General features: G+C 61.2%; 19 protein-coding genes, 4 tRNA genes and 1 pseudogene. 15 read left to right on the top strand and 9 right to left on the bottom strand.

Features of this window, described 5'->3' with window-relative positions:
• The first annotated feature begins 4 nt into the window (after window positions 1-4).
• The 5 genes from QMK47_RS25110 to QMK47_RS25090 all read left to right on the top strand — a co-directional run bounded on the left by QMK47_RS25110 (window position 5) and on the right by QMK47_RS25090 (window position 5,529).
• A complete protein-coding gene (locus QMK47_RS25110; RefSeq protein WP_258691273.1) occupies window positions 5-475 on the top strand; it encodes a PilX N-terminal domain-containing pilus assembly protein in 471 nt (156 codons plus the stop codon).
• Entirely contained in the window at window positions 462-3,560 is a 3,099-nt protein-coding gene (locus QMK47_RS25105) for a pilus assembly protein (RefSeq protein WP_258689408.1), read from the top strand. Before QMK47_RS25110 ends, QMK47_RS25105 begins: the two co-directional genes overlap by 14 nt.
• Before the next feature lie 12 nt (window positions 3,561-3,572).
• Window positions 3,573-3,974, top strand: a complete 402-nt coding sequence (locus tag QMK47_RS25100; protein WP_018600956.1) for a type IV pilin protein — start codon at window positions 3,573-3,575, stop codon at window positions 3,972-3,974.
• A 56-nt stretch (window positions 3,975-4,030) separates the two neighbouring features.
• Window positions 4,031-5,131: a glycine oxidase ThiO gene (gene thiO, locus QMK47_RS25095; protein ID WP_258689405.1), complete on the top strand. Its 1,101-nt coding sequence runs from the start codon at window positions 4,031-4,033 to the stop codon at window positions 5,129-5,131.
• A 233-nt stretch (window positions 5,132-5,364) separates the two neighbouring features.
• Window positions 5,365-5,529, top strand: coding sequence for a hypothetical protein (locus tag QMK47_RS25090; protein WP_253478682.1), 165 nt, complete (start codon window positions 5,365-5,367; stop codon window positions 5,527-5,529).
• Between the two features lie 321 nt (window positions 5,530-5,850).
• Here the strand turns inward: QMK47_RS25090 and QMK47_RS25085 are convergent, their stop codons facing one another.
• The gene (locus QMK47_RS25085) at window positions 5,851-6,039 is read right to left on the bottom strand and encodes a nucleoid-structuring protein H-NS (RefSeq protein WP_253478679.1); all 189 of its coding nucleotides are present in this window, start codon (window positions 6,037-6,039) and stop codon (window positions 5,851-5,853) included.
• A 311-nt stretch (window positions 6,040-6,350) separates the two neighbouring features.
• On the opposite strand from QMK47_RS25085, the gene QMK47_RS25080 reads away from it, so the two are divergent.
• Window positions 6,351-6,716: a DUF6124 family protein gene (locus QMK47_RS25080; RefSeq protein ID WP_253469487.1), complete on the top strand. Its 366-nt coding sequence runs from the start codon at window positions 6,351-6,353 to the stop codon at window positions 6,714-6,716.
• A gap of 91 nt (window positions 6,717-6,807) precedes the next feature.
• On the opposite strand, the gene QMK47_RS25075 is transcribed toward QMK47_RS25080, so the two are convergent.
• The 4 genes from QMK47_RS25075 to QMK47_RS25060 form a co-directional block, all read right to left on the bottom strand.
• Complete coding sequence (locus tag QMK47_RS25075; protein WP_253469484.1) at window positions 6,808-8,154, bottom strand: sigma-54-dependent transcriptional regulator; 1,347 nt, start codon at window positions 8,152-8,154, stop codon at window positions 6,808-6,810.
• The gene (locus QMK47_RS25070; RefSeq protein ID WP_320389471.1) at window positions 8,151-9,740 is read right to left on the bottom strand and encodes a two-component system sensor histidine kinase NtrB; all 1,590 of its coding nucleotides are present in this window, start codon (window positions 9,738-9,740) and stop codon (window positions 8,151-8,153) included. The genes QMK47_RS25075 and QMK47_RS25070 overlap by 4 nt, the downstream gene beginning before the upstream one ends.
• Window positions 9,730-9,963 (bottom strand): PP0621 family protein, encoded by a 234-nt coding sequence (locus QMK47_RS25065; protein ID WP_014340265.1) that lies wholly within the window; start codon window positions 9,961-9,963, stop codon window positions 9,730-9,732. The genes QMK47_RS25070 and QMK47_RS25065 overlap by 11 nt, the downstream gene beginning before the upstream one ends.
• A 124-nt stretch (window positions 9,964-10,087) precedes the next feature.
• Window positions 10,088-11,104 (bottom strand): outer membrane protein assembly factor BamD, encoded by a 1,017-nt coding sequence (locus tag QMK47_RS25060; protein WP_320389470.1) that lies wholly within the window; start codon window positions 11,102-11,104, stop codon window positions 10,088-10,090.
• Between the two features lie 150 nt (window positions 11,105-11,254).
• On the opposite strand from QMK47_RS25060, the gene rluD reads away from it, so the two are divergent.
• From rluD to QMK47_RS28840, 9 genes and pseudogenes are all read left to right on the top strand, one after another.
• Window positions 11,255-12,217: a 23S rRNA pseudouridine(1911/1915/1917) synthase RluD gene (rluD, locus tag QMK47_RS25055; RefSeq protein ID WP_320389469.1), complete on the top strand. Its 963-nt coding sequence runs from the start codon at window positions 11,255-11,257 to the stop codon at window positions 12,215-12,217.
• Window positions 12,214-12,939: a peptidoglycan editing factor PgeF gene (gene pgeF / locus QMK47_RS25050; RefSeq protein ID WP_320389468.1), complete on the top strand. Its 726-nt coding sequence runs from the start codon at window positions 12,214-12,216 to the stop codon at window positions 12,937-12,939. Before rluD ends, pgeF begins: the two co-directional genes overlap by 4 nt.
• Window positions 12,940-13,069: 130 nt before the next feature.
• On the top strand, window positions 13,070-15,634 hold the full coding sequence (gene clpB / locus QMK47_RS25045; RefSeq protein ID WP_214512602.1) for an ATP-dependent chaperone ClpB: 2,565 nt from the start codon (window positions 13,070-13,072) through the stop codon (window positions 15,632-15,634).
• Between the two features lie 457 nt (window positions 15,635-16,091).
• Window positions 16,092-16,167 (top strand) — tRNA-Asn (locus QMK47_RS25040).
• Window positions 16,168-16,174: 7 nt separating this feature from the next.
• A tRNA-Pro gene (locus tag QMK47_RS25035) sits at window positions 16,175-16,251 on the top strand.
• Window positions 16,252-16,256: 5 nt separating this feature from the next.
• Window positions 16,257-16,332, top strand: a tRNA-Lys gene (locus QMK47_RS25030).
• Between the two features lie 93 nt (window positions 16,333-16,425).
• Window positions 16,426-16,502: transfer RNA gene (locus QMK47_RS25025), tRNA-Pro, on the top strand.
• 147 nt (window positions 16,503-16,649) lie between these two features.
• Window positions 16,650-17,420, top strand: a pseudogene (locus QMK47_RS28845) (MCP four helix bundle domain-containing protein); the annotation flags it as partial.
• The gene (locus QMK47_RS28840) at window positions 17,412-18,275 is read left to right on the top strand and encodes a methyl-accepting chemotaxis protein (protein ID WP_413817785.1); all 864 of its coding nucleotides are present in this window, start codon (window positions 17,412-17,414) and stop codon (window positions 18,273-18,275) included. The pseudogene QMK47_RS28845 and the gene QMK47_RS28840, both read left to right, overlap by 9 nt.
• A gap of 139 nt (window positions 18,276-18,414) precedes the next feature.
• Here the strand turns inward: QMK47_RS28840 and QMK47_RS25015 are convergent, their stop codons facing one another.
• Genes QMK47_RS25015 through QMK47_RS25000 form a run of 4 tightly spaced genes read right to left on the bottom strand, consistent with a single transcriptional unit; the run spans window position 18,415 to window position 21,151 of the window.
• Complete coding sequence (locus QMK47_RS25015; protein ID WP_320389466.1) at window positions 18,415-19,713, bottom strand: NAD(P)/FAD-dependent oxidoreductase; 1,299 nt, start codon at window positions 19,711-19,713, stop codon at window positions 18,415-18,417.
• A 60-nt stretch (window positions 19,714-19,773) separates the two neighbouring features.
• On the bottom strand, window positions 19,774-19,947 hold the full coding sequence (locus QMK47_RS25010) for a DUF3094 domain-containing protein (protein WP_003205686.1): 174 nt from the start codon (window positions 19,945-19,947) through the stop codon (window positions 19,774-19,776).
• Between the two features lie 53 nt (window positions 19,948-20,000).
• Complete coding sequence (locus tag QMK47_RS25005) at window positions 20,001-20,528, bottom strand: MOSC domain-containing protein (protein ID WP_253469472.1); 528 nt, start codon at window positions 20,526-20,528, stop codon at window positions 20,001-20,003.
• Complete coding sequence (locus tag QMK47_RS25000) at window positions 20,525-21,151, bottom strand: DUF1780 domain-containing protein (RefSeq protein WP_003205682.1); 627 nt, start codon at window positions 21,149-21,151, stop codon at window positions 20,525-20,527. Before QMK47_RS25000 ends, QMK47_RS25005 begins: the two co-directional genes overlap by 4 nt.
• Window positions 21,152-21,565: the final 414 nt, after the last annotated feature.

Here is a 21,565-nt window from a genome sequence, read left to right as displayed (position 1 = left end):
CTCGATGGATCTCAAGCATCGCCAGCGTGGCATGGCACTGCTGGTCAGCCTGGTTTTCCTGTTGCTGCTGACGCTGATCGGCCTGTCGTCGATGCAGAGCGCCACTCTTCAGGAAAAAATGACCAGCAGCGTCATGCAACGCAACCAGTCCTTCCAGATCGCCGAGGCTGCGTTGAGGATGGGTGAGAGTGCGGTGCAGGTCGAGACCTATTCACTGGCGGTCTGCACCACCGCGACTCAATGCGCGCCGCCGGCCGAGTCGGCGACCATCACTGCGGCGGGGCGCAATTCGTCGTCCGGGGTGCTCTGGGTTGCCGCTGCCGGCGGGTTTTATGGCGTGCAGAACATCGGCACTACACTTGCTGCGGTCAACGTGCCGGTCAATACCTCGGCGACGCTGTACCGGATCACGGCGGTGGCGGTGGTGGGCAATAACCAGCGCAGCGTGGTGGAGAGCATCTATGCGAAATACTGAGGCTCGCCGTGGCTGGATAGCGATGTTGTGGGGGGTGTTGCTCAGCCTTTACCTGATGGCCCCGGCTTATGCCTTCACGCCTTCGGATTCACCGCTGTTGAGTGCGGCTGCCGTCACGCCGAACGTGATGCTGCTGATCGATGATTCGGGGAGTATGAACAACATTATCTGGGCGGCGGGGTTTGATCCCTCTGCCACTCAGGTGCGCACATACGGATGCAGCGCCTCGAATAACTGCAGCAGCGTCTTTGAGCTGGATATGACCGATGGCAATGTTTTGCTGGCGAGCCTGTTCCGTGGGGGCTGTTCGAGCGGTTGGTATGGTTTCTATCGACCCAACCTCGGTCGGGTATGCTTGAAGCTACCCGATCCGGTGGGTAATGGGGACACTCGATACACGGCCCAATACCTGGCGTATCTGGTGACCCTGGCCAACGGCTCGAGCCGGGACTTCACCACCGGCACTATCCCCACCGACTATCGAATCAACGTGGCACGGGATGTCTCCAACGACTTGGTCGCCAATAACCGTGCCCTGCGTATTGGCCTCGCCACGTTCAATCCACCTAATTTCAGCAACTCCGGCCCCGGGGGCTACATCGCTCGCGCCATCAGCGACCTGTCACCGGTCAGCGGCAGCGTGACCCAGACCCAGGCCAACAGCAACTACAGCGCCCTGATCAACGCGATCAACGCCTTGGGTGCGGTCGCCAATACACCGTTGGCCGAGAGCTATTACGAAGTCACCCGCTATTTCAGGGGAATGGCGCCGTACTACAACAGCACACCGGCCACCTACACCAGCCCGATCCAGTACCGTTGCCAGAAGAACTTCGGTGTAGTGATCACCGACGGCTTGCCCACCTTTGACCGAACGTTTCCCACCAACGACCCGCAGGGCTTGGCCCGGTTGCCGAATTGGGATGGCATCAACAACGATGGCGACGATCTCAATGGTGATGGCGAGGGCGACACGCTTTACCTGGACGACATCGCCAAGTTCGCTTTCGATATCGACATGCGCACCACCGGCACCGACGCCACCGGCAAGAGCTGGAACGCCACGGATTTTCCCCGGCAATACCTCAATACCTATACCGTGGGTTTTACCGCCGCCAACCCGATGTTGTCCGACGCTGCCCGCTACGGCACCGGGAAGTATTACCAGGCGACCGACAGCGAAGGCCTGAACTCAGCGCTGTCATCGGCCTTGAGCGACATCACTTCCAAGGCCGGCTCCGGGGGCGGCGGCACGACCAATGCCGCGACACTGTCCAGCACCTCCAGCTACTACCAGACCACCTATGATCCCAAGGATTGGCGCGGCACCATCAAGGCGTTCGGCTTCAACTCGACCGGAACGGTCAACACGGCAGCGGTGCAATGGACCACCGACACGGCCATCGTGCCCAGCGCCACGGCGCCGATCTATCAATCCTGGAACACCGCGACCAATGTGCCGGTGACCCTGGCCTATGGCAACTTTTCGCCGGCCCAGCAAACCAGCCTCAGCCAGAACCTGCCCACGGGGATCACCGGCAATGACCTGGTGGAGTGGAGCAAGGGCGTCAATAAAACCGGCCTGAAGGTACGCAGTGTGTTGCTGGGGGACATCATCAATTCGCCGTTGGTGCTGGCATCGCCCAATGACCAGACCGCTGCGGATTTACTCAACGACACCAGCTACAGCACCTACCTGGCGACCAAGGCAACGAACATGAATGCCAACCTGGTGGTGAATGCCAATGACGGCTTCTTCAGCGTCATCAACAGCACCAATGGCACGCGGCGCTATGCCTATATGCCTTCGAGCGTGCTGTCCTCGTTGGAAGATATCGCCGACATCAACTACATCAATGGCGTGAGCCATCAGTTTTTGGTGGACGGGCAGGTCGGCGTGTTCGATGTGCAATCGGGCAGCGCCTGGAAGACCGTCGCCCTTGGCGGAACGGGGGCTGGCGGCAAGACGTTCTATGCGGTGCAACTGTTCGATGCGGCGGCGGGCAATGCGTTGCGGGCGTTGTGGGAAATCAGCGCTCCCACCGTTGCCAACACGGCTAACGTCTTCAATGACTTGGGCTACGCCTACGCACGCCCTGAAGTCGCGCGCCTGGCGGACGGTCGCTGGGCGGCGTTCATCGGCAATGGCTATGGCAGCAACAGTGGTGTGGCGGCGTTGTATGTGGTGGATATCCGCGACGGTTCGCTGATCAAAAAAATCGTCATTAACAGCAGCGAGACTGATAACGGCCTGTCGTCGGTCAAGCTGCGGGTCAACTCCCAGAACGTGGTGCAGTCCGCGTACGGCGGCGACCTGAAGGGACGGATGTGGAAGTTCGACCTCAGTGGTACCTCTCCGACCGCGTGGGGGATGGCGTTTGCTGGCCAGCCGTTGTTCACCGCACCCGGTGGGGCAACCCAGCCGATCACCGTGCAGCCACTGCTGGCAGACAACCCCCAGGGTGGCACCCAGGTGTTTTTCGGCACCGGCAAGTTCAACGAAGCGGCAGACAAGCTCAACAAGGATCTACAGGCGTTCTATTCGATCTGGGACGCCACCGGCGGCGCAGGGCAAATCACTGTGTCGAGCCTGCAGGCCCAGTCGATCACGGGGGTGTTTTCAGGCAGCACGGGGCAGTTCGTGACCACCAGCCAGACCGACGTGACGTATACGACGAAGAAGGGCTGGTACCTGCCTTTGGTGTACAACAATGTGCTGACCGGAGAGCGGGTCATCAACCCGGCCAACCTGGTGCTTGGGCGGGTAGTCTTTACCACGGCCGCCGTGGACACCACCGACCCTTGCGCCAGCTTCGGTACCGGCAAACTGATCGAACTGGATGCATTCAACGGTAAGATGCTCAACTATGCGGTACTCGATACCAACAACGATGGTTCGCTCACCAGCCTCGACACGATTTCCGCCGGTGTGGTGTTCACGGGCGGCATCCCGACCCTGAGCGCCGTCGTCAGTGCCAACGGCGCCACTAACATGATCGTGAACGACTCCAGTGGTGGTATCACCGACCTGGTGGGCAAGTCCGTCGGCGGCAGCCGCCGCATCATGTGGCGGCAAATACAATAGAAGAGGCAAGGCATGCGCAGATCCAACCGAGGTTTCACCTTGATCGAAATCATGATCGTGATCGCGATCATCGGTATCGTGATCACCATCGGCTATCCGAGCCTGACCGAATACATGAAGAAGGGCCGGCGTACCGAAATCGCCGGGCTGTTATCGGAGCAGGCGCAGATTCTCGAGCGCTATTACTCGAAGAATAACGTCTACACCAATGCGACCGGCCTGAGCGGCGGTAACGATTTCTACACCATTACCCCGACGCTGGCGGACCAGAGCTTCACCCTGATCGCCGTGCGCAAGAGCGGTTCGTCCATGGCGACGGACAAGTGCGGTGATTTCAGGATCAACAACACGGGCACGCGAGACGTGGTCAACCAGGCTGCCGGGCTGACCGCCAAGGATTGCTGGGGCCGCTGAGTTTCTTTTTTTGGGGTGCAGCCTTGTGCCCTCTGTCTTATGAGTCGAATCAGAACATGACCAGGCAACAGCAAGTGGTGATTGTCGGTGGCGGAGTCATCGGCCTGCTGACGGCGTTCAATCTGGCGTCCGAAGGGCAACGTGTGGTGCTGCTGGACCGTTCCAGTGTCGGCCAGGAATCGTCCTGGGCTGGCGGCGGTATCGTGTCGCCGTTGTACCCCTGGCGCTACAGCCCGGCGGTCACGGCGCTGGCCCATTGGTCGCAGGATTTTTATCCACAGCTGGGCGAGCGCTTGTTCGCCACTACCGGGATCGATCCGCAAGTGCATGTCACCGGTCTGTATTGGTTGGACCTGGACGATCAGGACGAAGCGCTGGCCTGGGCCGAACGGGAAGGCCGCCCGATGCGGGCTGTGGATATCTCGGCTGTCCACGATGCCGTGCCGGTGCTGGGCGCGGGTTTTTCCCGAGCGATCTACATGGCCGACGTGGCCAACGTGCGCAATCCGCGGTTGGTGAAGTCCCTCAAGGCTGCGTTGCTGGCGATGCCGAACGTCACGCTTCATGAGCATTGCGAAGTCAGCGGGTTCATTCGTGACGGCGGGCGCGTGGTAGGTGTGCACAGTTCTGCCGGTGAAATTCGTGGCGATGAGGTGGTGCTGGCCGCCGGTGCCTGGAGTGGCGAGTTGCTCAAGACCTTGGGCTTGAAGTTGCCGGTCGAGCCGGTCAAGGGCCAGATGATTCTGTACAAGTGCGCGTCGGATTTTCTGTCGAGCATGGTCCTGGCCAAGGGGCGTTATGCGATTCCGCGTCGTGATGGGCATATTCTGGTTGGCAGTACGCTGGAGCGCGAAGGCTTCGACAAGACCCCGACCGATACTGCGCTGGAGAGCCTGAAGGCTTCGGCACAGCAGTTGATTCCAGCGTTGGGCGGTGCCGAGGTGGTTGGGCATTGGGCTGGGTTGCGGCCAGGCTCGCCTGAGGGCATTCCCTATATCGGCGAGGTGCCGGGGGTTGCGGGGCTGTGGTTGAACTGTGGGCATTATCGCAATGGGTTGGTGTTGGCGCCGGCGTCGTGTCAGTTGTTTACGGATTTGATGTTAGGGCGTGAGCCGGTGATTGATCCTGCGCCGTATGCGCCGGCGGGGCGCTTGTAAGGTCCGGCTTTGATACTGTTCCTATACTCAGATCCAATTGTGGGAGCGAGCTTGCTCGCGATGGCGGCCTTACAGTTGGCCTTGTTGATCGAGTACATATCCATTGCTGCGGTAACGGCGGCTTAGGGTTCCGCCCTGACGGCGGGTCACTTTCGAAAAGCCCGGAAGCCGGCCCAGTCGAAAGTAAGCAAAACGCTCTTGCCCCACCACTCGGTGCCTCGCCTAGGCTCGGCATGCCCTCACTCCGGCATTGCTCCGTGGGCCGCCGCGAAGGGCCATCCATGGCCCAGCGCGGCTACCTCGGCATCCATGCCGAGGTGCCCACTGCGCAATGCCTGCGTTCGGCCATCGTGGTTAACGGGGCGCCCGAGATCAACGTCCGCCCCGAGGCGGCCTAGTAGCCGACCTGGTTCTCCTGGTCGTACACCCATCAGATCTGTTTGAGCAGGACCTGTGGGAGCAAAGCTTGCTCGCGAAGGCGGCGGCACATCCAACGCTGATGCAAGCTGACCCACTGCTATCGCGAGCAAGCTCGCTCCCACATTGGATCTTCATTCAGTAGACACAAAATTTCATGTGCGCCCGGGCCTCCTGTGGGAGCGAGCTTGCTCGCGATGAGGCCAGCAAGCCCAACATTCATGTGACTGAACCATCGCCTTCGCGAGCAAGCTTTGCTCCCACAGGAGGAACGCGGTCCCCATCAAGAACCAGGTCGGCTATCAGGCCGCCTCGCGGTGGACGTTGATCTCGGGCGCCCCGTTAACCACGCTGGCCGAACGCAGGCGTTGTGGAGTGGGCATCCCGGCATGGATGCCGGGATAGCCGCGCTGGGCCATGGATGGCCCTTCGCGGCGGGCCCACGGAGCAATGCCGGAGTGAGGGCACACCGAGCCAAAGCGAGGTGCCAAGTGGTGGGGCAAAAGCGCTTTGGTTACTTTCGACTGGGCCGGCTTCCGGGCTTTTCGAAAGTGACCCGCCGTCAGGGCGGAACCCTAAGCCGCCGTAACCGCAGAAACGGATATACACACCGCCCTCACAGCCAACCACCCTTTGTGGGAATGGTCGGACAAAAATCTGATTCAAAAAGAATTTTCCGACGAGTTCTGGCGGTTGCCGGGTGGGAAGAACTCTGGCTAACCTTTTCCCGTCGCTGCCAATTCAGCGTCCGGGCGTCGCGGCCCGAAAACTTGGTAATCCATTCCCTCTTTGGAGTACCGCAATGAGTGACAAATCCCTACCACCTTCAGAAACCAATAACGCTTCTCCTGACTCCAGCCTTAACCCCAAAGGGCTTGATGAAGCCGCCAAGCGCGCCCTCGACTATTACCTCGGCCCAAAGCCCGAAACCAAAAAGAAACCCGCCTCAAACCAGTTATTCACTGTCGTGGCCGGCATCGACACCGAATGCCTCCTCACCAACCTCAGCGAAACCCTGGCTTCCGCCAACGCAACAATCAGCGACCTGGCTTTTGAGCTTGAAGGCTCGCGGCGGCATATCGCCTTGGGGGTACAGCAATTGATTGAGTTGAGTGAATTATTGGCCAATCGTGTTCTGGACGAGCGGGTACCTGTGCCGGAGGGCTAGAGAGCGGCGTTACAGAGGGTGAACGCCGAACCTGTGGCAAGGGAGCAAGCTCCCTCGCCACAGGGGTAAGCGTGAGTTTCAAAACCGTGGCTCAATCCAGCCCAAGCTTCTTTAACCGATACCGCATCGACCGAAACGACAACTTCAGCCGCTGCGCCGCCGCCGTGCGGTTCCAGCGGGTTTCCTCCAACGCCTGGAGGATGAGCTTGCGCTCAACGTCTTCCAGGTAATCCTCCAGGTTGTCGACCTGCATCAAATCGGGATTGCCTGCCTCAGTAGTACTATTGCCCTCGGCCAGGCGCAGGTCATCCGCTTCAATCTGCTGCTGTTCGCAAAGGGTGTAGGCCCGTTCAAGCATGTTCTCCAGTTCCCGCACGTTGCCCGGGAAGCGGTAATTCCTGAGAGCGTCCAACGCCTGGGGATGCAACTTGACCGGTGGACTACCGGCGTTGGCTGCCAGGCGCTGAAGCATGTGATTGGCCAGCAGCTCGATGTCTTCGCGGCGTTCGCGCAACGGCGGGACGCGCAGTTCGATGACGTTCAGCCGGTAATACAAATCCTGGCGAAAGCGCCCGGCGGCGACTTCGCCGTCCAGGTCCTTGTGGGTGGCGCAGAGGATGCGCACATCCACCACTTCTTCCTGCTGGCCGCCAACGGCGCGCACGGCTTTTTCCTGGATGGCTCGCAACAGCTTGACCTGCATCGCCAAGGGCAGATCGGCCACTTCATCGAGGAACAAGGTCCCGCCATGGGCAGCCTGGAACAGCCCGGGCTTGTCCTCGATGGCGCCGCTGAAGCTGCCTTTTCGATGGCCGAAAAACTCACTTTCCATCAGCTCCGTGGGAATTGCCCCACAGTTGACCGGTACAAAGGGCAGGTTGGCCCGGGGGCCTTGTTCGTGGATCAGACGGGCGACCAACTCCTTGCCGCAGCCCGATTCCCCGCTGATGTACACCGGTGCCTGGCTGCGGGCGAGTTTTTCGATCTGCTTGCGCACGCTGAGCATCGGCGGCGAGTCGCCCAGCAGGCTGCGCTCGAGGGTGGTGCCTGGCGTGGCGACCGGCGGCAGGCGCAGGGCGCTGGTGACCAGCTCCCGCAGCCGACCCAGGTCTACCGGCTTGGTCAGGAAGTCGAAGGCGCCAGCCTTGAGGGCGTCGATGGCGGTTTCCAGGCTGCCATAGGCGGTGATCATCGCCACGGGCAGTTGGGGGTAGCGTTGCTGGATGTGTTGCACCAGTTCCAGGCCGGTGCCATCGGGCAGGCGCATGTCGGTCAGGCACAGGTCGAAGGTGTCCCCCGCCAGCAGGGCTTGGGCCTCGGCAAGGTTCTTGGCGCTGCGGGTGTCGAGTTTCATCCGGCCCAGGGTGATGTCCAGGAGTTCGCGGATGTCCGGTTCGTCATCGACGATCAGGATTCGTTGCCGTGAGCGATTATTCAAATCTGTTTCCGTCCGTGAGCAAAGGTGATGCGAAAGCAACCGCCGCCTTGGCGTGGTTTGAAGTCTAGGCGGGCCTGGTTGCTTTCGCACAGCTCACGGGACAGATAGAGCCCAAGGCCGGTGCCCTGGCTGCTGGTGGTAAAGAAGGGTTCGAACAAATGCGCCTGCTGCTCGGGGGTTACACCGGGGCCGTTGTCGATGATGTCCAGCGTGGACAGCTGGCTGTGGGGGTCGATGAACAGTTTCAGCCAGGCCTCGGCCTGTTCGTGGGCCATGGCGCTGTGGCGCCAGGCGTTGCGCAGCAGGTTGTCGAGTACCTGGGTCAACTGGTCGGGGTCCATCAGCGTGGTGTAGTCACCCGGGTCGATGCTCAGGTGCAAGTGCTGGTGCTCGGCCATGCTTTCGCGGGCCTGCCGGACGAACTGGTCGAGCCAGGTCCGCAGGTCGAGGCGTTGGGGGGTGGTTTGCTGGCGGCGAGACAGCTGCAGGACGTTTTCAATGACGCGGTTCATTCGTTGGGAGTGATCTTGAATAATCTGCGTCAGACGCCGATCCGCGTCGTTCAGTTCCTCGGATTCGCGCAGTAATTGCGCCGCGTGGCTGATGGCGCCCAAGGGGTTGCGGATTTCATGGGCGATGCCAGCAGTGAGGCGCCCGAGGGAAGCGAGTTTCAACTGCTGGGCCTGCTGGGCAACCTGGGCCAGGTCTTCAAGGAACACCAGGATCTGCTGCTGATCTTGATGCCCCAAGGCGATGAAGCTCGGTTGCAGGGTCAGGCCCGTGCCGGTAACGGTCAGGCTGGAAGGGCGCAGGCTGGGGTTGTTTCGCCACAATTGCATGCGTTCGACCAGGGCGGTGGAGTAATCGTCGAGCTGCTGGCCCGCCAGGTCGTGCATGCCCAGCAGGTTCAGCGCGCTTTCGTTGGCCAATTGCACCCGACGCTCACGGTCAAGCACCAGGATGCCGGTGCGCATGCGTTGCAGAATCAGGGCGTTGAGCGCTTCCAGGCCTATCACCTCGCTGGCCCGTTGCTCGGCCAGGGTTTCGCTGGCTTCCAAGCGTCGGGTCAGGCCTTGCACCAACAGCGCGGCGGCAAAGCACAGTGCCCCGAGGGTGCCAGCCTGCAAATAACTGCTGGGACGGTTCGAGTCGCTCAAGCCAAGAAAGAAACTCGAACCGACGATGCCAAGGGTGGCGACGGCCGCGATCAACAGGCCGATGCGGCCTCGCAGCAGCGTGTTGCCGATGGCCACCGAGACAATGAGCAGGTTGCCGATGGCACTGGGCACACCGCCCGCGACGAAGAACAGCCACGAGAGCAGCAGCACGTCAGTCAGGGCCAGGCCGAACAGCCGGGCAGGGCGGCGGGTGTTCTCCAGGAACACCACCAGCAGGATATTCAGCACCAGGTACAACCAACTGCCACTGCGCAGCAGGTCGTCATTGGCGAACTCCAGCAGGCGGTTGTCCAGTTTGCTGGAGATCAGCAGCACCAGGGTGATGCCGATGCTCAGACGATAGAGGTGATAGAGACGCAGCAGGCGCTGCGCCTGTTTTTCGCGTGGGCTTGAGGCCTCAGCGCTCACGAGTGCCCGGGCCTTGCTCAAGGTGAGCCTGGCTGCAATACCATTGTTGTTCGAGGGCCAGCGCCCGGTCACGGGGCAGGTGTACGCCGCAATGGGCGCAGCGAACCATGGGCGGTGCATCCTGCTCGCGGGGAGCGTTCGGCGCGGAGGAGGTGCTCTTGAACTTGCGCCAGAACCATACCGCGGCGGCAATCAGGGCGATCCAGAACAGTAGACGAAGCATGATGGGCGGCTTTTTGGCTAGAGATCAGGCAGTTTAGCCAAGGACAGGAACGGCGCACAGCGCAATAAAACCCAGGCACAAAAAAGGGAGACCGTCGGGTCTCCCTTTTTTGAATGCCTTGGTCTCAGTCGAACAGACCAAAGGTCAGGTGGCTGAACCAGGAGCGGTCGCCGGACTCGCTTTCAGGCTCTTCTTCCTCGATCACGTCGCCATTTTCATCTTTAGGCTTGAGTTCGTTCGGGATGGCTTCCTTGGCATCCTGGAACTGGCGCTGTACGTCCTGGTTGGCGCGTGTCTCGCCTGGCGGCAGCGGTGGACGGGACTCGATCAGGCCCAGGGTCGCCTTGCTCAGCCACGAACGGTTGTCCGCTTCGTCGACCCGTGGGGTGAACTGGCCATCGACCAGGGATGGGTGATCCGGGTAGTTCAGCTTGAGGGTTTCCAGGCTGGTGGCCGCCAGTTCGTCCAGGTGCAGGCGCTGGTAGGCTTCGGTCATCACGGCCAGGCCATCACCCACCGAAGGGGTTTCCTGGAAGTTTTCCACTACGTAGCGGCCACGGTTGGCGGCGGCGACGTAGGCCTGACGCGTCAGGTAGTAGTCGGCCACGTGGATTTCGTAGGAGGCCAGCAGGTTGCGCAGGTAGATCATGCGCTGCTTGGCGTCCGGCGAGTAGCGGCTGTTGGGGAAGCGGCTGGTCAGTTGGGCGAACTCATTGTAGGAGTCGCGCGCGGCGCCCGGGTCACGCTTGGTCATGTCCAGCGGCAGGAAACGCGCCAGCAGGCCAACGTCCTGATCGAAGGAGGTCAGGCCCTTGAGGTAATAGGCGTAATCGACATTCGGGTGCTGCGGGTGCAGGCGAATGAACCGCTCGGCGGCGGACTTGGCGGCTTCCGGCTCGGCGTTCTTGTAGTTGGCGTAGATCAGCTCCAACTGGGCCTGATCGGCGTAGCGCCCGAACGGATACCGCGACTCCAGCGCCTTCAGCTTGGCGGTGGCGCTGGTATAGCTGTTGTTATCCAGGTCGTTCTGCGCCTGTTGGTACAGTTCGACTTCGCTCAGGTTTTCGTCTACGACTTCCTTCGACGAGCAAGCAGCAGTCAATGCGAGGATGGCGATCAGCAGCAGGTGTTTCACTTGCATGGCGGCTTGCGTCCCTATGACGGCCGCTGTCTTGGGCGGGGCCGTCCTGTTATGATGAGCGCCCCGTTGAAAGCCTCGGGGCAAAAGACGCCGTATTTAACCACAAGCGCGCAGCCGAAACCAAAGGCTGTGCCGACGCCCAGTCCGAGCATGTCCGATAAAATAGAACTTCGCGCAGAGGTGCCGTCCGAATTGGGCGGCCAACGCCTCGATCAAGTCGCCGCACAACTCTTTGCCGAGCACTCTCGCTCGCGCCTTTCCGCCTGGATCAAGGACGGCCGCCTGACTGTGGATGGGGCGGTGATCCGTCCGCGCGACATCGTCCACGGCGGTGCCATTCTTGAACTGACTGCCGAACAGGAGGCCCAGGGAGAATGGGTCGCCCAGGACATCGCCCTGGACATCGTCTATGAAGACGATGACATCCTGGTGATCAACAAGCCTGCGGGCCTGGTGGTGCACCCGGCCGCTGGCCATGCCGACGGCACGTTGCTCAACGCCTTGCTGCACCACGTACCGGACATTATCAATGTGCCGCGTGCCGGCATCGTCCATCGCCTGGACAAGGACACCACCGGCCTGATGGTGGTGGCCAAGACCATCCAGGCGCAGACACAGCTGGTCACACAGCTGCAAAGCCGCAGCGTCAGCCGCATCTATGAATGCATCGTGATCGGGGTCGTCACCGCCGGTGGCAAGATCAACGCCCCCATCGGTCGTCACGGCCAGCAGCGCCAGCGCATGGCGGTGATGGAGGGCGGCAAGCAGGCGATCAGCCATTATCGCGTGCTCGAGCGTTTCCGTTCCCACACCCATGTGCGGGTCAAGCTGGAAACCGGCCGGACCCACCAGATCCGTGTGCACATGGCCCACATCAACTTCCCGTTGGTGGGCGACCCGGCCTACGGCGGTCGTTTCCGCATTCCGCCGGCTGCCAGCCAGACCATGGTCGAATCGCTGAAGAATTTCCCGCGCCAGGCGTTGCATGCACGTTTCCTGGAGTTGGATCATCCGACGACCGGCAAACGCATGAGCTGGGAATCTCCGTTGCCGGATGACTTCGTCTGGTTGCTGACGTTGCTCAAGCAGGACCGCGAGGCGTTCATCGGATGAGTGACTGGCTGACACCCGACTGGCCCGCGCCGGCCCGGGTCAAGGCCTGCGTCACGACCCGTGCGGGCGGCGTCAGCCTGGCGCCGTTCGACCGCCTCAACCTGGGCGACCATGTGGGCGACGATCCTGCGGCCGTCGCCGAAAACCGCCGTCGCCTCACCGATCAATTCGCCATCACCCCGGCCTGGCTACAGCAGGTCCACGGCATTGCCGTGGTCGAGGCTGATCCGGCCCAGGTGGCGACCGCCGATGCCAGTTGGACCGACACGCCCGGTATCGCCTGCACGGCGATGACGGCGGACTGCCTGCCTGTGCTGTTCTGCAACCGTGCCGGTACTCGCGTCGCGGCGGCTCATGCTGGCTGGCGCGGGCTGGCGAACGGCGTGCTGGAAGCCACCCTCGACAGCCTTGCCGTGCCCGCGGATGAAATCCTCGCCTGGCTCGGCCCGGCCATCGGTCCGCCAGCGTTTGAAGTCGGGCCGGAAGTGCGTAAAGTCTTCATCGCGCAACTGCCCCAGGCCGCCCAAGCCTTCGTCGCGAGCCCCAACGCCGGCAAGTTCCTGGCCGATATCTACGCGTTGGCCCGGCTGCGCCTGGCCGCACGAGGTGTCACGGCCGTCTACGGTGGCGGCCTCTGCACCGTGACCGACCCTCGTTTCTTTTCCTACCGCCGCAACCCGCGCACCGGTCGCTTCGCTTCGCTGATCTGGATCGAACGCTAGACTTCTCTGATCTGTATCAAGGGCGCCCGGCTTGAATCTTCCAGAATCGACCACATCTATAACGGTATCTGGCAGGTTTCTTCATTCAGGATGTTTCCACGGTCCGGCCTGCTCATTAGGAAGGTGACCCATGCGTATTGATCGTTTAACCAGCAAATTACAGTTGGCGCTGTCCGATGCCCAGTCCCTGGCCGTCGGCCTGGACCATCCCGGTATCGAACCGGCGCATTTGATGCAGGCCATGCTCGAACAGCAGGGCGGTTCCATCAAGCCCCTGCTGATGCAGGTCGGCTTTGACGTCAACAGCCTGCGCAAAGAGCTGGCCAAGGAACTCGACCAGTTACCCAAGATCCAGAATCCCACCGGTGACGTGAACATGTCCCAGGACCTGGCGCGGCTGCTCAACCAGGCCGATCGCCTGGCCCAACAGAAGGGCGACCAGTTCATTTCCAGCGAGCTGGTGCTGCTCGCCGCCATGGACGAGAACAGCAAGCTCGGCAAATTGTTGCTCGGCCAGGGCGTGAGCAAGAAAGCCCTGGAAAATGCCATCAACAACCTGCGTGGCGGCGAAGCGGTCAACGACGCCAACCACGAAGAGTCGCGCCAGGCGCTGGACAAATATACCGTCGACCTGACCAAGCGCGCCGAGGAAGGCAAGCTCGACCCGGTGATCGGTCGCGACGATGAAATCCGCCGCACGATCCAGGTGCTGCAACGCCGCACCAAGAACAACCCGGTGCTGATCGGTGAGCCAGGCGTGGGTAAAACCGCCATCGCCGAGGGCCTGGCCCAGCGCATCATCAACGGCGAAGTGCCGGACGGCCTCAGGGGTAAACGCCTGTTGTCCCTGGACATGGGCGCCTTGATCGCCGGTGCCAAGTACCGTGGCGAGTTCGAAGAGCGGCTCAAGGCGCTGCTCAATGAGCTGTCCAAGCAGGAAGGGCAGATCATCCTGTTCATCGACGAACTGCACACCATGGTCGGTGCGGGCAAGGGCGAAGGCTCGATGGACGCCGGCAACATGCTCAAGCCCGCGTTGGCCCGTGGCGAGTTGCACTGCGTCGGCGCGACCACGCTCAACGAGTACCGCCAATATATAGAGAAGGACGCAGCCCTTGAGCGGCGCTTCCAGAAAGTGCTGGTGGAGGAGCCGAGCGAGGAAGACACCATCGCCATCCTGCGCGGCCTTAAAGAACGCTACGAAGTTCACCACAAGGTGGCGATCACCGATGGCGCGATTATCGCGGCGGCCAAGCTCAGCCACCGCTACATCACTGACCGTCAGTTGCCGGACAAGGCCATCGACCTGATCGACGAGGCCGCCAGCCGCATCCGCATGGAAATCGACTCCAAGCCCGAAGTGCTGGATCGGTTGGAGCGGCGCCTGATTCAACTCAAGGTCGAGTCCCAGGCCCTGAAAAAAGAAAGCGACGAAGCGGCGAAGAAGCGTCTGGAAAGGTTGCAGGAAGAGATCGTTCGTCACGAGCGTGAGTATTCCGACCTCGAGGAAATCTGGAACTCGGAGAAAGCCGAAGTCCAGGGCTCGGCGCAGATCCAGCAGAAGATCGAACAGTCCCGCCAGGAACTGGAAGCGGCCCGTCGTAAGGGCGACCTCAACCGCATGGCCGAGCTGCAGTACGGGGTGATCCCGGACTTGGAGCGCAGCCTGCAAATGGTCGACCAGCATGGCAAGAGCGAAAACCAGTTGCTGCGCAGCAAGGTCACTGAGGAAGAGATTGCCGAAGTGGTCTCCAAGTGGACCGGCATTCCGGTCTCGAAAATGCTCGAAGGCGAGCGTGACAAGCTGCTGAAGATGGAAAGCCTGCTGCACCAGCGCGTGATCGGTCAGGAAGAGGCGGTGGTGGCGGTGTCCAACGCCGTGCGCCGTTCCCGTGCCGGGCTGTCGGACCCGAACCGGCCGAGCGGTTCGTTCATGTTCCTCGGCCCTACGGGTGTCGGTAAAACCGAGCTGTGCAAGGCGCTGGCCGAGTTCCTCTTCGACACTGAAGAGGCCATGGTGCGCATCGACATGTCCGAGTTCATGGAGAAACATTCCGTGGCACGGTTGATCGGTGCGCCACCGGGTTATGTCGGTTATGAAGAGGGCGGTTACCTGACCGAGGCAGTGCGTCGCAAGCCGTACTCGGTGATCCTGCTCGATGAGGTCGAGAAGGCGCACCCGGATGTGTTCAACATCCTGCTGCAAGTGCTGGAGGATGGTCGCTTGACCGACAGCCACGGGCGCACGGTGGACTTCCGCAACACGGTGATCGTGATGACCTCCAACCTGGGCTCGACGCAGATCCAGGAACTGGTGGGCGACCGCGAGGCGCAGCGCGCGGCGGTGATGGACGCGATCTCTACGCACTTCCGGCCGGAGTTCATCAACCGGGTCGACGAAGTGGTGATCTTCGAGCCATTGGCCCGTGATCAGATTGCCGGCATTACCGAGATCCAGTTGGGTCGCCTGCGCAGTCGCCTCACCGAACGTGAGCTGAAACTGCAGTTGAGCGGCGAGGCGTTGGACAAGCTGATTGCGGTGGGTTACGACCCGGTCTATGGCGCACGGCCGCTGAAGCGGGCGATCCAGCGCTGGATCGAAAACCCGCTGGCGCAGTTGATCCTGTCGGGTCGCTTCATGCCGGGCGAAACCGTGACCGGTACGGTGGAGAACGACGAAATCGTCTTCAACTGAGCCGATTGACTGGGCTTTTGTGGCGAGGGAGCTTGCTCCCGCTGGAGGGTGCTGTAGGAGCTGTGTAGGAGCTGTCGAGTGCAACGAGGCTGCGATCTTTCCTCTGACGCCAGGGTCTGAAGCGAAAGATCAAAAGATCGCAGCCTTCGGCAGCTCCTACACAGTCCATCGCTTGCCACAGGGCGTGTTTGCTTGGCGAGGCCATTTTTTTCATCAGGCCGTTGAACTCAAAGGAAAAGGCTTGTAAAGTGCGCCCCGCAGTCAGTTACCCCAAGGGTTACTTCTCGCTGAGAAGGAATCCAAAATAAGTTGCAAATCATTGTCTTGAAAGCAATTTAAGGGGTTGACAGAGGTTTTTAAGATTGTAGAATAGCGCGCCTCAGACACACGAACGCAGCGATGCGTAAGGGTAGAAGAGGTTGAAGCTAGCTTCAACGTTGCAACTTGAAATATCAGTTCCGTGATAGCTCAGTCGGTAGAGCAAATGACTGTTAATCATTGGGTCCCAGGTTCGAGTCCTGGTCACGGAGCCATTTCAATCGGGGTATAGCGCAGTCCGGTAGCGCGCCTGCTTTGGGAGCAGGATGTCAGGAGTTCGAATCCCCTTACCCCGACCATTTTTGGGTCGTTAGCTCAGTTGGTAGAGCAGTTGGCTTTTAACCAATTGGTCGTAGGTTCGAATCCCACACGACCCACCATTTTTGAAACCAGCTCGCTGGAATCGAATCTTAAGATCAGAGGCCAAAAGCGCTGATCGAGAAGGCGACTTGCAAAGGTCGCCTTTTTTTTACCGGGGTATAGCGCAGTCCGGTAGCGCGCCTGCTTTGGGAGCAGGATGTCAGGAGTTCGAATCCCCTTACCCCGACCATATTAAAAATCCTCGTATCGAAAGATACGGGGATTTTTTTTGCCTGCGATAAAGTGGATTGGACTTAAGACATCGTACAACTTGCCGATAACCCGCCGACAGGGGCCTTGCCCCACTTCAGGCCAACAATAAAAAAAGGCATTCCCTATGGTTCTTCGTCAGCTGAATATCGCCCCTCGTGCCGCGTTGGGTTTTGCCTTGATCGCCGTGCTGGTGGCGTTGCTCGGGGTGTTCGCGCTGGGACAGATGTCGAGTATTCGTGACAGTGAAGTCGCGGTGGAAACCCAGTGGCTGCCGAGCATTCGCGGCGGTGATGAGATCCGCGAGTGGATGCTGCGGATCCGCACCATTTCCCTGCGCATGGCCCTGGACCAGGACCCGAAGAACGTTGCGGTGTATCGCGGGCAGATGGACACGCGCGACAAGGAACTGAGCGAAAAAATTGCGGCCTACGAAAAGCTCGTCGTGACGCCTGAAGGCAAGGCGCTTTATGACCAGTTCAAGCAAACCTTCGCCGCTTACCGTACGGGTATCGCCCAATCCTTCACCCTGGCCGAACAAGGGCGTCGGGACGAGCTGATCAAGCTGCTGCTGGTGGACATGAAGACCGTGGTGGACGGTTCCGGCAAACAGCTCAACGACCTGGCGGAGCTGTTCTCCAAGCAGGTGTCCATCGAGAGTCAGAAGTCCCAGGAGCACTACGCCAATTCCCGCATGATCGTCAGCCTGTTCGTTGTGCTCGCCGCCCTGGCCACGGTGGCCCTGGCCATGCTGCTTACGCGCAGTATCGTCAAACCCTTGGGTGAGGCGCTCAATGCTGCGCAGAACATCGCCCGGGGTGACCTGACCCGGCCAATCGAGACCCATGGCAACGACGAAGTGAGCCGCTTGCTCAAGGCGTTGGCGGCCATGCAGCAGAATCTGCGTGAGACGTTGCAGGGCATCAGCGCTTCGGCCGCGCAACTGGCCACCGCAGCCGATGAGCTGAACACCGTCACGCTCGACAGCACCCAAAGCTTGCAACAGCAGAACAACGAAATCGAACAGGCCGCCACCGCCGTCACCGAAATGACCACTGCCGTGGAAGAAGTCGCGCGCAATGCGGTTTCCACCTCCGATGCCACGCGTCAGTCCAGTGAGTCGGCGTCCCTTGGGCAGCAGCGGGTCAGCGACACGGTCGACGCCATCGGCGCTCTCGCCAGCGACGTGCAAGTGACTGGCGGCCTGGTGCAATCCCTGGCCAACCAATCGCAGGATATCGGCAAGGTGCTGGACGTGATCCGCGCCATCGCTGAGCAGACCAACCTGCTGGCCCTCAACGCGGCCATCGAAGCGGCCCGGGCGGGTGAGAGCGGGCGTGGGTTTGCGGTGGTGGCCGATGAGGTGCGGGCGCTGGCTTATCGCACGCAGCAATCGACCCAGGAAATCGAGCAAATGGTCCAGGGCATGCGCAGCGGTGCCACCCAGGCACTCGACTCCATGCAGGCCAGCTCCAGTCGTGCCGCCAGTACCCTGGCCATGGCGGAGCGGGCGGGGGACGCGTTGCAGACCATCACGGCGTCGGTCAATGAAATCCACGAACGCAACCTGGTAATCGCCAGCGCCGCCGAAGAGCAGGCGCAAGTGGCCCGCGAGGTGGATCGCAACCTGGTGAACATTCGTGATTTGTCGGTGCGCTCGGCGTCCGGCGCGGACCAGACCAGCGCGTCCAGCCATGAGTTGTCGCAGCTGGCGAACTCGCTGCGCACGATGGTGCAGCGGTTTCAGGTTTGATTATTGAAGGGACATGAAGGGATGATCGCTCCCACGCTCTGCGTGGGAGTGAATCCAGTGACGCTCTGCGTCACAAAGGACGCGGAGCGTCCCGGCCTGCATTCCCACGCAGAGCGTGGGAACGATCGTCAGTAAGGCCTCAGTGCAACTTCAGCCGAGGCTCAGTCCCACGCCCGATCTTGCTGCCCAGCATCAGCATGGCCGTGCGAAACATGCCGTACAGCGCCATCTGGTGCATGCGGTACAGCGACACGTAGAACATCCGCGCCAGCCAGCCTTCGAGCATCACGCTGCCGGTCAGGTTGCCCATCAGGTTGCCCACCGCCGAGAACCGCGACAGCGAGATCAGCGAGCCGTAGTCTGTGTATTTGTATTCGGGCAGGGCCTTGCCCTCGATCCGCAGTTTCAAGGACTTGGCCAGCAGCGAGGCCTGCTGGTGCGCGGCCTGGGCGCGGGGCGGGACGTTGCGCTCGCTGCCGGGTTGCGGGCAGGCGGCGCAGTCGCCGAAGGCAAAGATGTTCTCGTCGCGGCTGGTCTGCAATGTAGGCAGCACTTGCAGCTGATTGATCCGGTTGGTCTCCAGCCCGTCGATATCCTTGAGGAAGTCCGGGGCGCGAATCCCGGCGGCCCAGACTTTCAGGCTCGCGTCGATCACTTTGCCATCCGCGGTAATCAGGCTGTCGGCGGTCACCTGGCTGACGGCGGCGTTGGTCATGACGTTGACCCCGAGTTTTTCCAGAGTCTTGTGCACCGGTCTGCCGATACGCTCCGGCAGGGCCGGCAAGACGCGTGGGCCCGCTTCGATCAGGGTGATGTGCATGTTCTCCGGTTTGATCCGGTCCAGGCCGTAGGCATGCAGTTCGTGGGCGGCGTTATGCAGCTCGGCGGCCAGTTCGACCCCGGTCGCACCGGCGCCGACGATGGCGACGCTGATGCGCTCGACGATATCGGTCTGCCCGGCGTGGGCGCGCAGATAGTGATGAAGCAGTTGCTGATGGAAGCGCTCGGCTTGTTTGCGAGTGTCGAGGAACAGGCAGTGCTGCGCCGCGCCTTCGGTGCCGAAGTCATTGGTGGTGCTGCCGACGGCAATCACCAGGGTGTCGTAGCCCAGTTCCCGGGCCGGCAACAGCTCGACGCCGGTCTCGTCATAGGTGGCGGCCAGTTGGATTCTCTTGCGCTCGCGGTCCAGGCCGCTCATGCGCCCCAGCTGGAACTCGAAGTGGTTCCATTTTGCCTGGGCGACATAGTTGAGTTCGTCTTCGGAGGAGTTCAAGGAGCCGGCGGCCACTTCGTGCAGCAGCGGTTTCCAGATGTGGGTCAGGTTCGCGTCGACCAGCATCACACTGGCCGTGCCGCGCTTGCCCAGAGTCTTACCCAGACGGGTAGCCAACTCCAGACCGCCGGCGCCGCCGCCAACGATGACAATACGATGAGTCATGGGGATATCTCGCAAGGCTAAAGGAAATCGGTGCCGTTACCCGAGCGAGCGAAACGCGGCTCATAGCGTCAGGTAACTGATCAGTCGGCTCAACAGGCCCAGGCCGATGGTCACGGCCAGTACCACCACCAGGAGCATCCACGGCCGGAAAGGCCGGCGCTCGACTCGGTGCTGGGACAGTTGCAGGTACTCTTCGACATGCTTCTGGTCTTCTGGGTTCAGGCGGCTGGTCATAAAAGGCCTCGTCAGGTAGACGTTGCGGAATGTGAAGACGTTACAGCGTCCGGCTAGCCGGCATTGAAAGCAGCGTAGCCGCTCGCCGGAACGGGTTCGACGATCAGGCTGTCGTCCAGGCGAATGATTCCACTTTTTAACACCCGGGCGGTGATTCCGCCATGGCCGCGTACCGCCTGGAACGTACCTTCGCCGAGGTTTCGCTCCAATCGGGCACACGGCTGGCACCAGCCGGTGGTTTCGAAAATGGCTTGGCCAATGCGAAAGCGCCGGCCCTTGAGGCTGAACAGATTGATGCCGCTGACCACAATATTGCGTCGCAGCTCCTGTGGCAGCAGGGGCCGGCCCTCGGGGCGGCCCATCAGCGAGCCGATCACGGCCAGGTGCTCCCATTGGATCAGCGTCACTTGCCGCGCATTGCGCACGCCGGGGCGGGCATGATCGCCGGTCAATCCAGCCTCCAGGCGGGCTTCCACGGCGTCCAGTTCGATCATGGGTGCATGGCCCTGGGGTCGTACGCCAATCCAGCGTACGCGGCCTTGCTGGGGCACAGCGGCAATCAGTTCCTGCAGTGGGCTCACAGGCTGATCCCGACATCGAACACGATGCTGCGACCCAGGTTGCTGCGCAGGAAGTCCGGCGCGTCGGGGTGGGCGAACAGTACCCGGGCAAACGTCGGCCCCACCAGTGACAGCGAGCGCCAGCCCTGGCGCAGGTATTCGGTCGGCGGTGGGAAGTGACTGTTGAGGTCCAGCACTTCGCGCTTGAGGCTGGCGAAGGCGATGATGTCCAGGTCACCCAGGTCCATGCCGCGCTCGGTGTAGTTGTGAGCTTTCTTGCGCAGGGTCGGGGCCAGCCGCATCAGGAACTCATTGGCCGGGATCCGCCGTGGCTTGGCCTCGCGACGCACTAGCTGGCTCAGGGAGAAGGCGCTGCGGCGGCGTTGCAGTTCATCGCGCCATTCGTCATTGAGGCGTCGACCTTCGTCGAGCACAAAAAACACCTCGAAATTGGCATCGCGAAACAACACGTCCGGCGGCTCGCCGGCCGGCGCGAACTCGTCGGCGCGATAAGGCACGTTCAGCCCTTGCAGCAGGCGCTGACAGACCCAACGCTCACGCTCCCATTTGCGGGCATTGGAGAGAAAGGCGTTGGCTTGCTCGGCCGCGATGGTCAGCAGGCGTAAGTAATCGGAGTCATCCATGAGCCCAAGCTTAGCGTTCAAATGTGATCAAAAAAAATAAAGCTGCTGTGATGGGAGCAAATTTCCGCTCAGGCCAGGTAATGCTATTCACTTGGAGCCTAAAGCAAGGGGTCGAGCCTCTATGCCTCTGCACCACCGCTATCGCGAGCAGGCTCGCTCCCACAGGGATTTTCGGATGTTCACAACATTTACATACGATACAAAAAACTGTGGGAGCGAGCTTGCTCGCGATAAGGCCGGCACATCCAACATCACCGTAAACTGCACCACCGCTATCGCGAGCAAGCTCGCTCCCACAGGAAAAACGCGGTCCCACCAAGAACCAGGTCGGCTACCAGGCCGCCTCGCGGTGGACGTTGATCTCGGCGCCCCATTAACCACGCTGGCTGAACGAAGGTATTGCGCAGTGGGCAA

It is taken from the genome of Pseudomonas sp. P9_35 (genome assembly GCF_034008205.1).
Classification (GTDB): Bacteria; Pseudomonadota; Gammaproteobacteria; order Pseudomonadales; family Pseudomonadaceae; genus Aquipseudomonas; species Aquipseudomonas kilonensis.
The sequence above is the reverse complement of the archived record's forward strand: the minus strand, read 5'-3'. Positions and strand labels throughout refer to the sequence as shown.

What these genes read in the sequence shown, in the direction of transcription:
- QMK47_RS28840 (WP_413817785.1), top strand. Translation starts at nt 17,412, where the DNA reads ATGCAGCAGAATCTGCGTGAGACGTTGCAGGGCATCAGCGCTTCGGCC.
- thiO (WP_258689405.1), top strand. Translation starts at nt 4,031, where the DNA reads ATGACCAGGCAACAGCAAGTGGTGATTGTCGGTGGCGGAGTCATCGGC.
- QMK47_RS25060 (WP_320389470.1), bottom strand. Translation starts at nt 11,104, where the DNA reads ATGCAAGTGAAACACCTGCTGCTGATCGCCATCCTCGCATTGACTGCT.
- QMK47_RS25015 (WP_320389466.1), bottom strand. Translation starts at nt 19,713, where the DNA reads ATGACTCATCGTATTGTCATCGTTGGCGGCGGCGCCGGCGGTCTGGAG.
- QMK47_RS25090 (WP_253478682.1), top strand. Translation starts at nt 5,365, where the DNA reads ATGCCCTCACTCCGGCATTGCTCCGTGGGCCGCCGCGAAGGGCCATCC.
- pgeF (WP_320389468.1), top strand. Translation starts at nt 12,214, where the DNA reads ATGAGTGACTGGCTGACACCCGACTGGCCCGCGCCGGCCCGGGTCAAG.
- QMK47_RS25010 (WP_003205686.1), bottom strand. Translation starts at nt 19,947, where the DNA reads ATGACCAGCCGCCTGAACCCAGAAGACCAGAAGCATGTCGAAGAGTAC.
- QMK47_RS25100 (WP_018600956.1), top strand. Translation starts at nt 3,573, where the DNA reads ATGCGCAGATCCAACCGAGGTTTCACCTTGATCGAAATCATGATCGTG.
- rluD (WP_320389469.1), top strand. Translation starts at nt 11,255, where the DNA reads ATGTCCGATAAAATAGAACTTCGCGCAGAGGTGCCGTCCGAATTGGGC.
- clpB (WP_214512602.1), top strand. Translation starts at nt 13,070, where the DNA reads ATGCGTATTGATCGTTTAACCAGCAAATTACAGTTGGCGCTGTCCGAT.
- QMK47_RS25110 (WP_258691273.1), top strand. Translation starts at nt 5, where the DNA reads ATGGATCTCAAGCATCGCCAGCGTGGCATGGCACTGCTGGTCAGCCTG.
- QMK47_RS25065 (WP_014340265.1), bottom strand. Translation starts at nt 9,963, where the DNA reads ATGCTTCGTCTACTGTTCTGGATCGCCCTGATTGCCGCCGCGGTATGG.
- QMK47_RS25080 (WP_253469487.1), top strand. Translation starts at nt 6,351, where the DNA reads ATGAGTGACAAATCCCTACCACCTTCAGAAACCAATAACGCTTCTCCT.
- QMK47_RS25000 (WP_003205682.1), bottom strand. Translation starts at nt 21,151, where the DNA reads ATGGATGACTCCGATTACTTACGCCTGCTGACCATCGCGGCCGAGCAA.
- QMK47_RS25105 (WP_258689408.1), top strand. Translation starts at nt 462, where the DNA reads ATGCGAAATACTGAGGCTCGCCGTGGCTGGATAGCGATGTTGTGGGGG.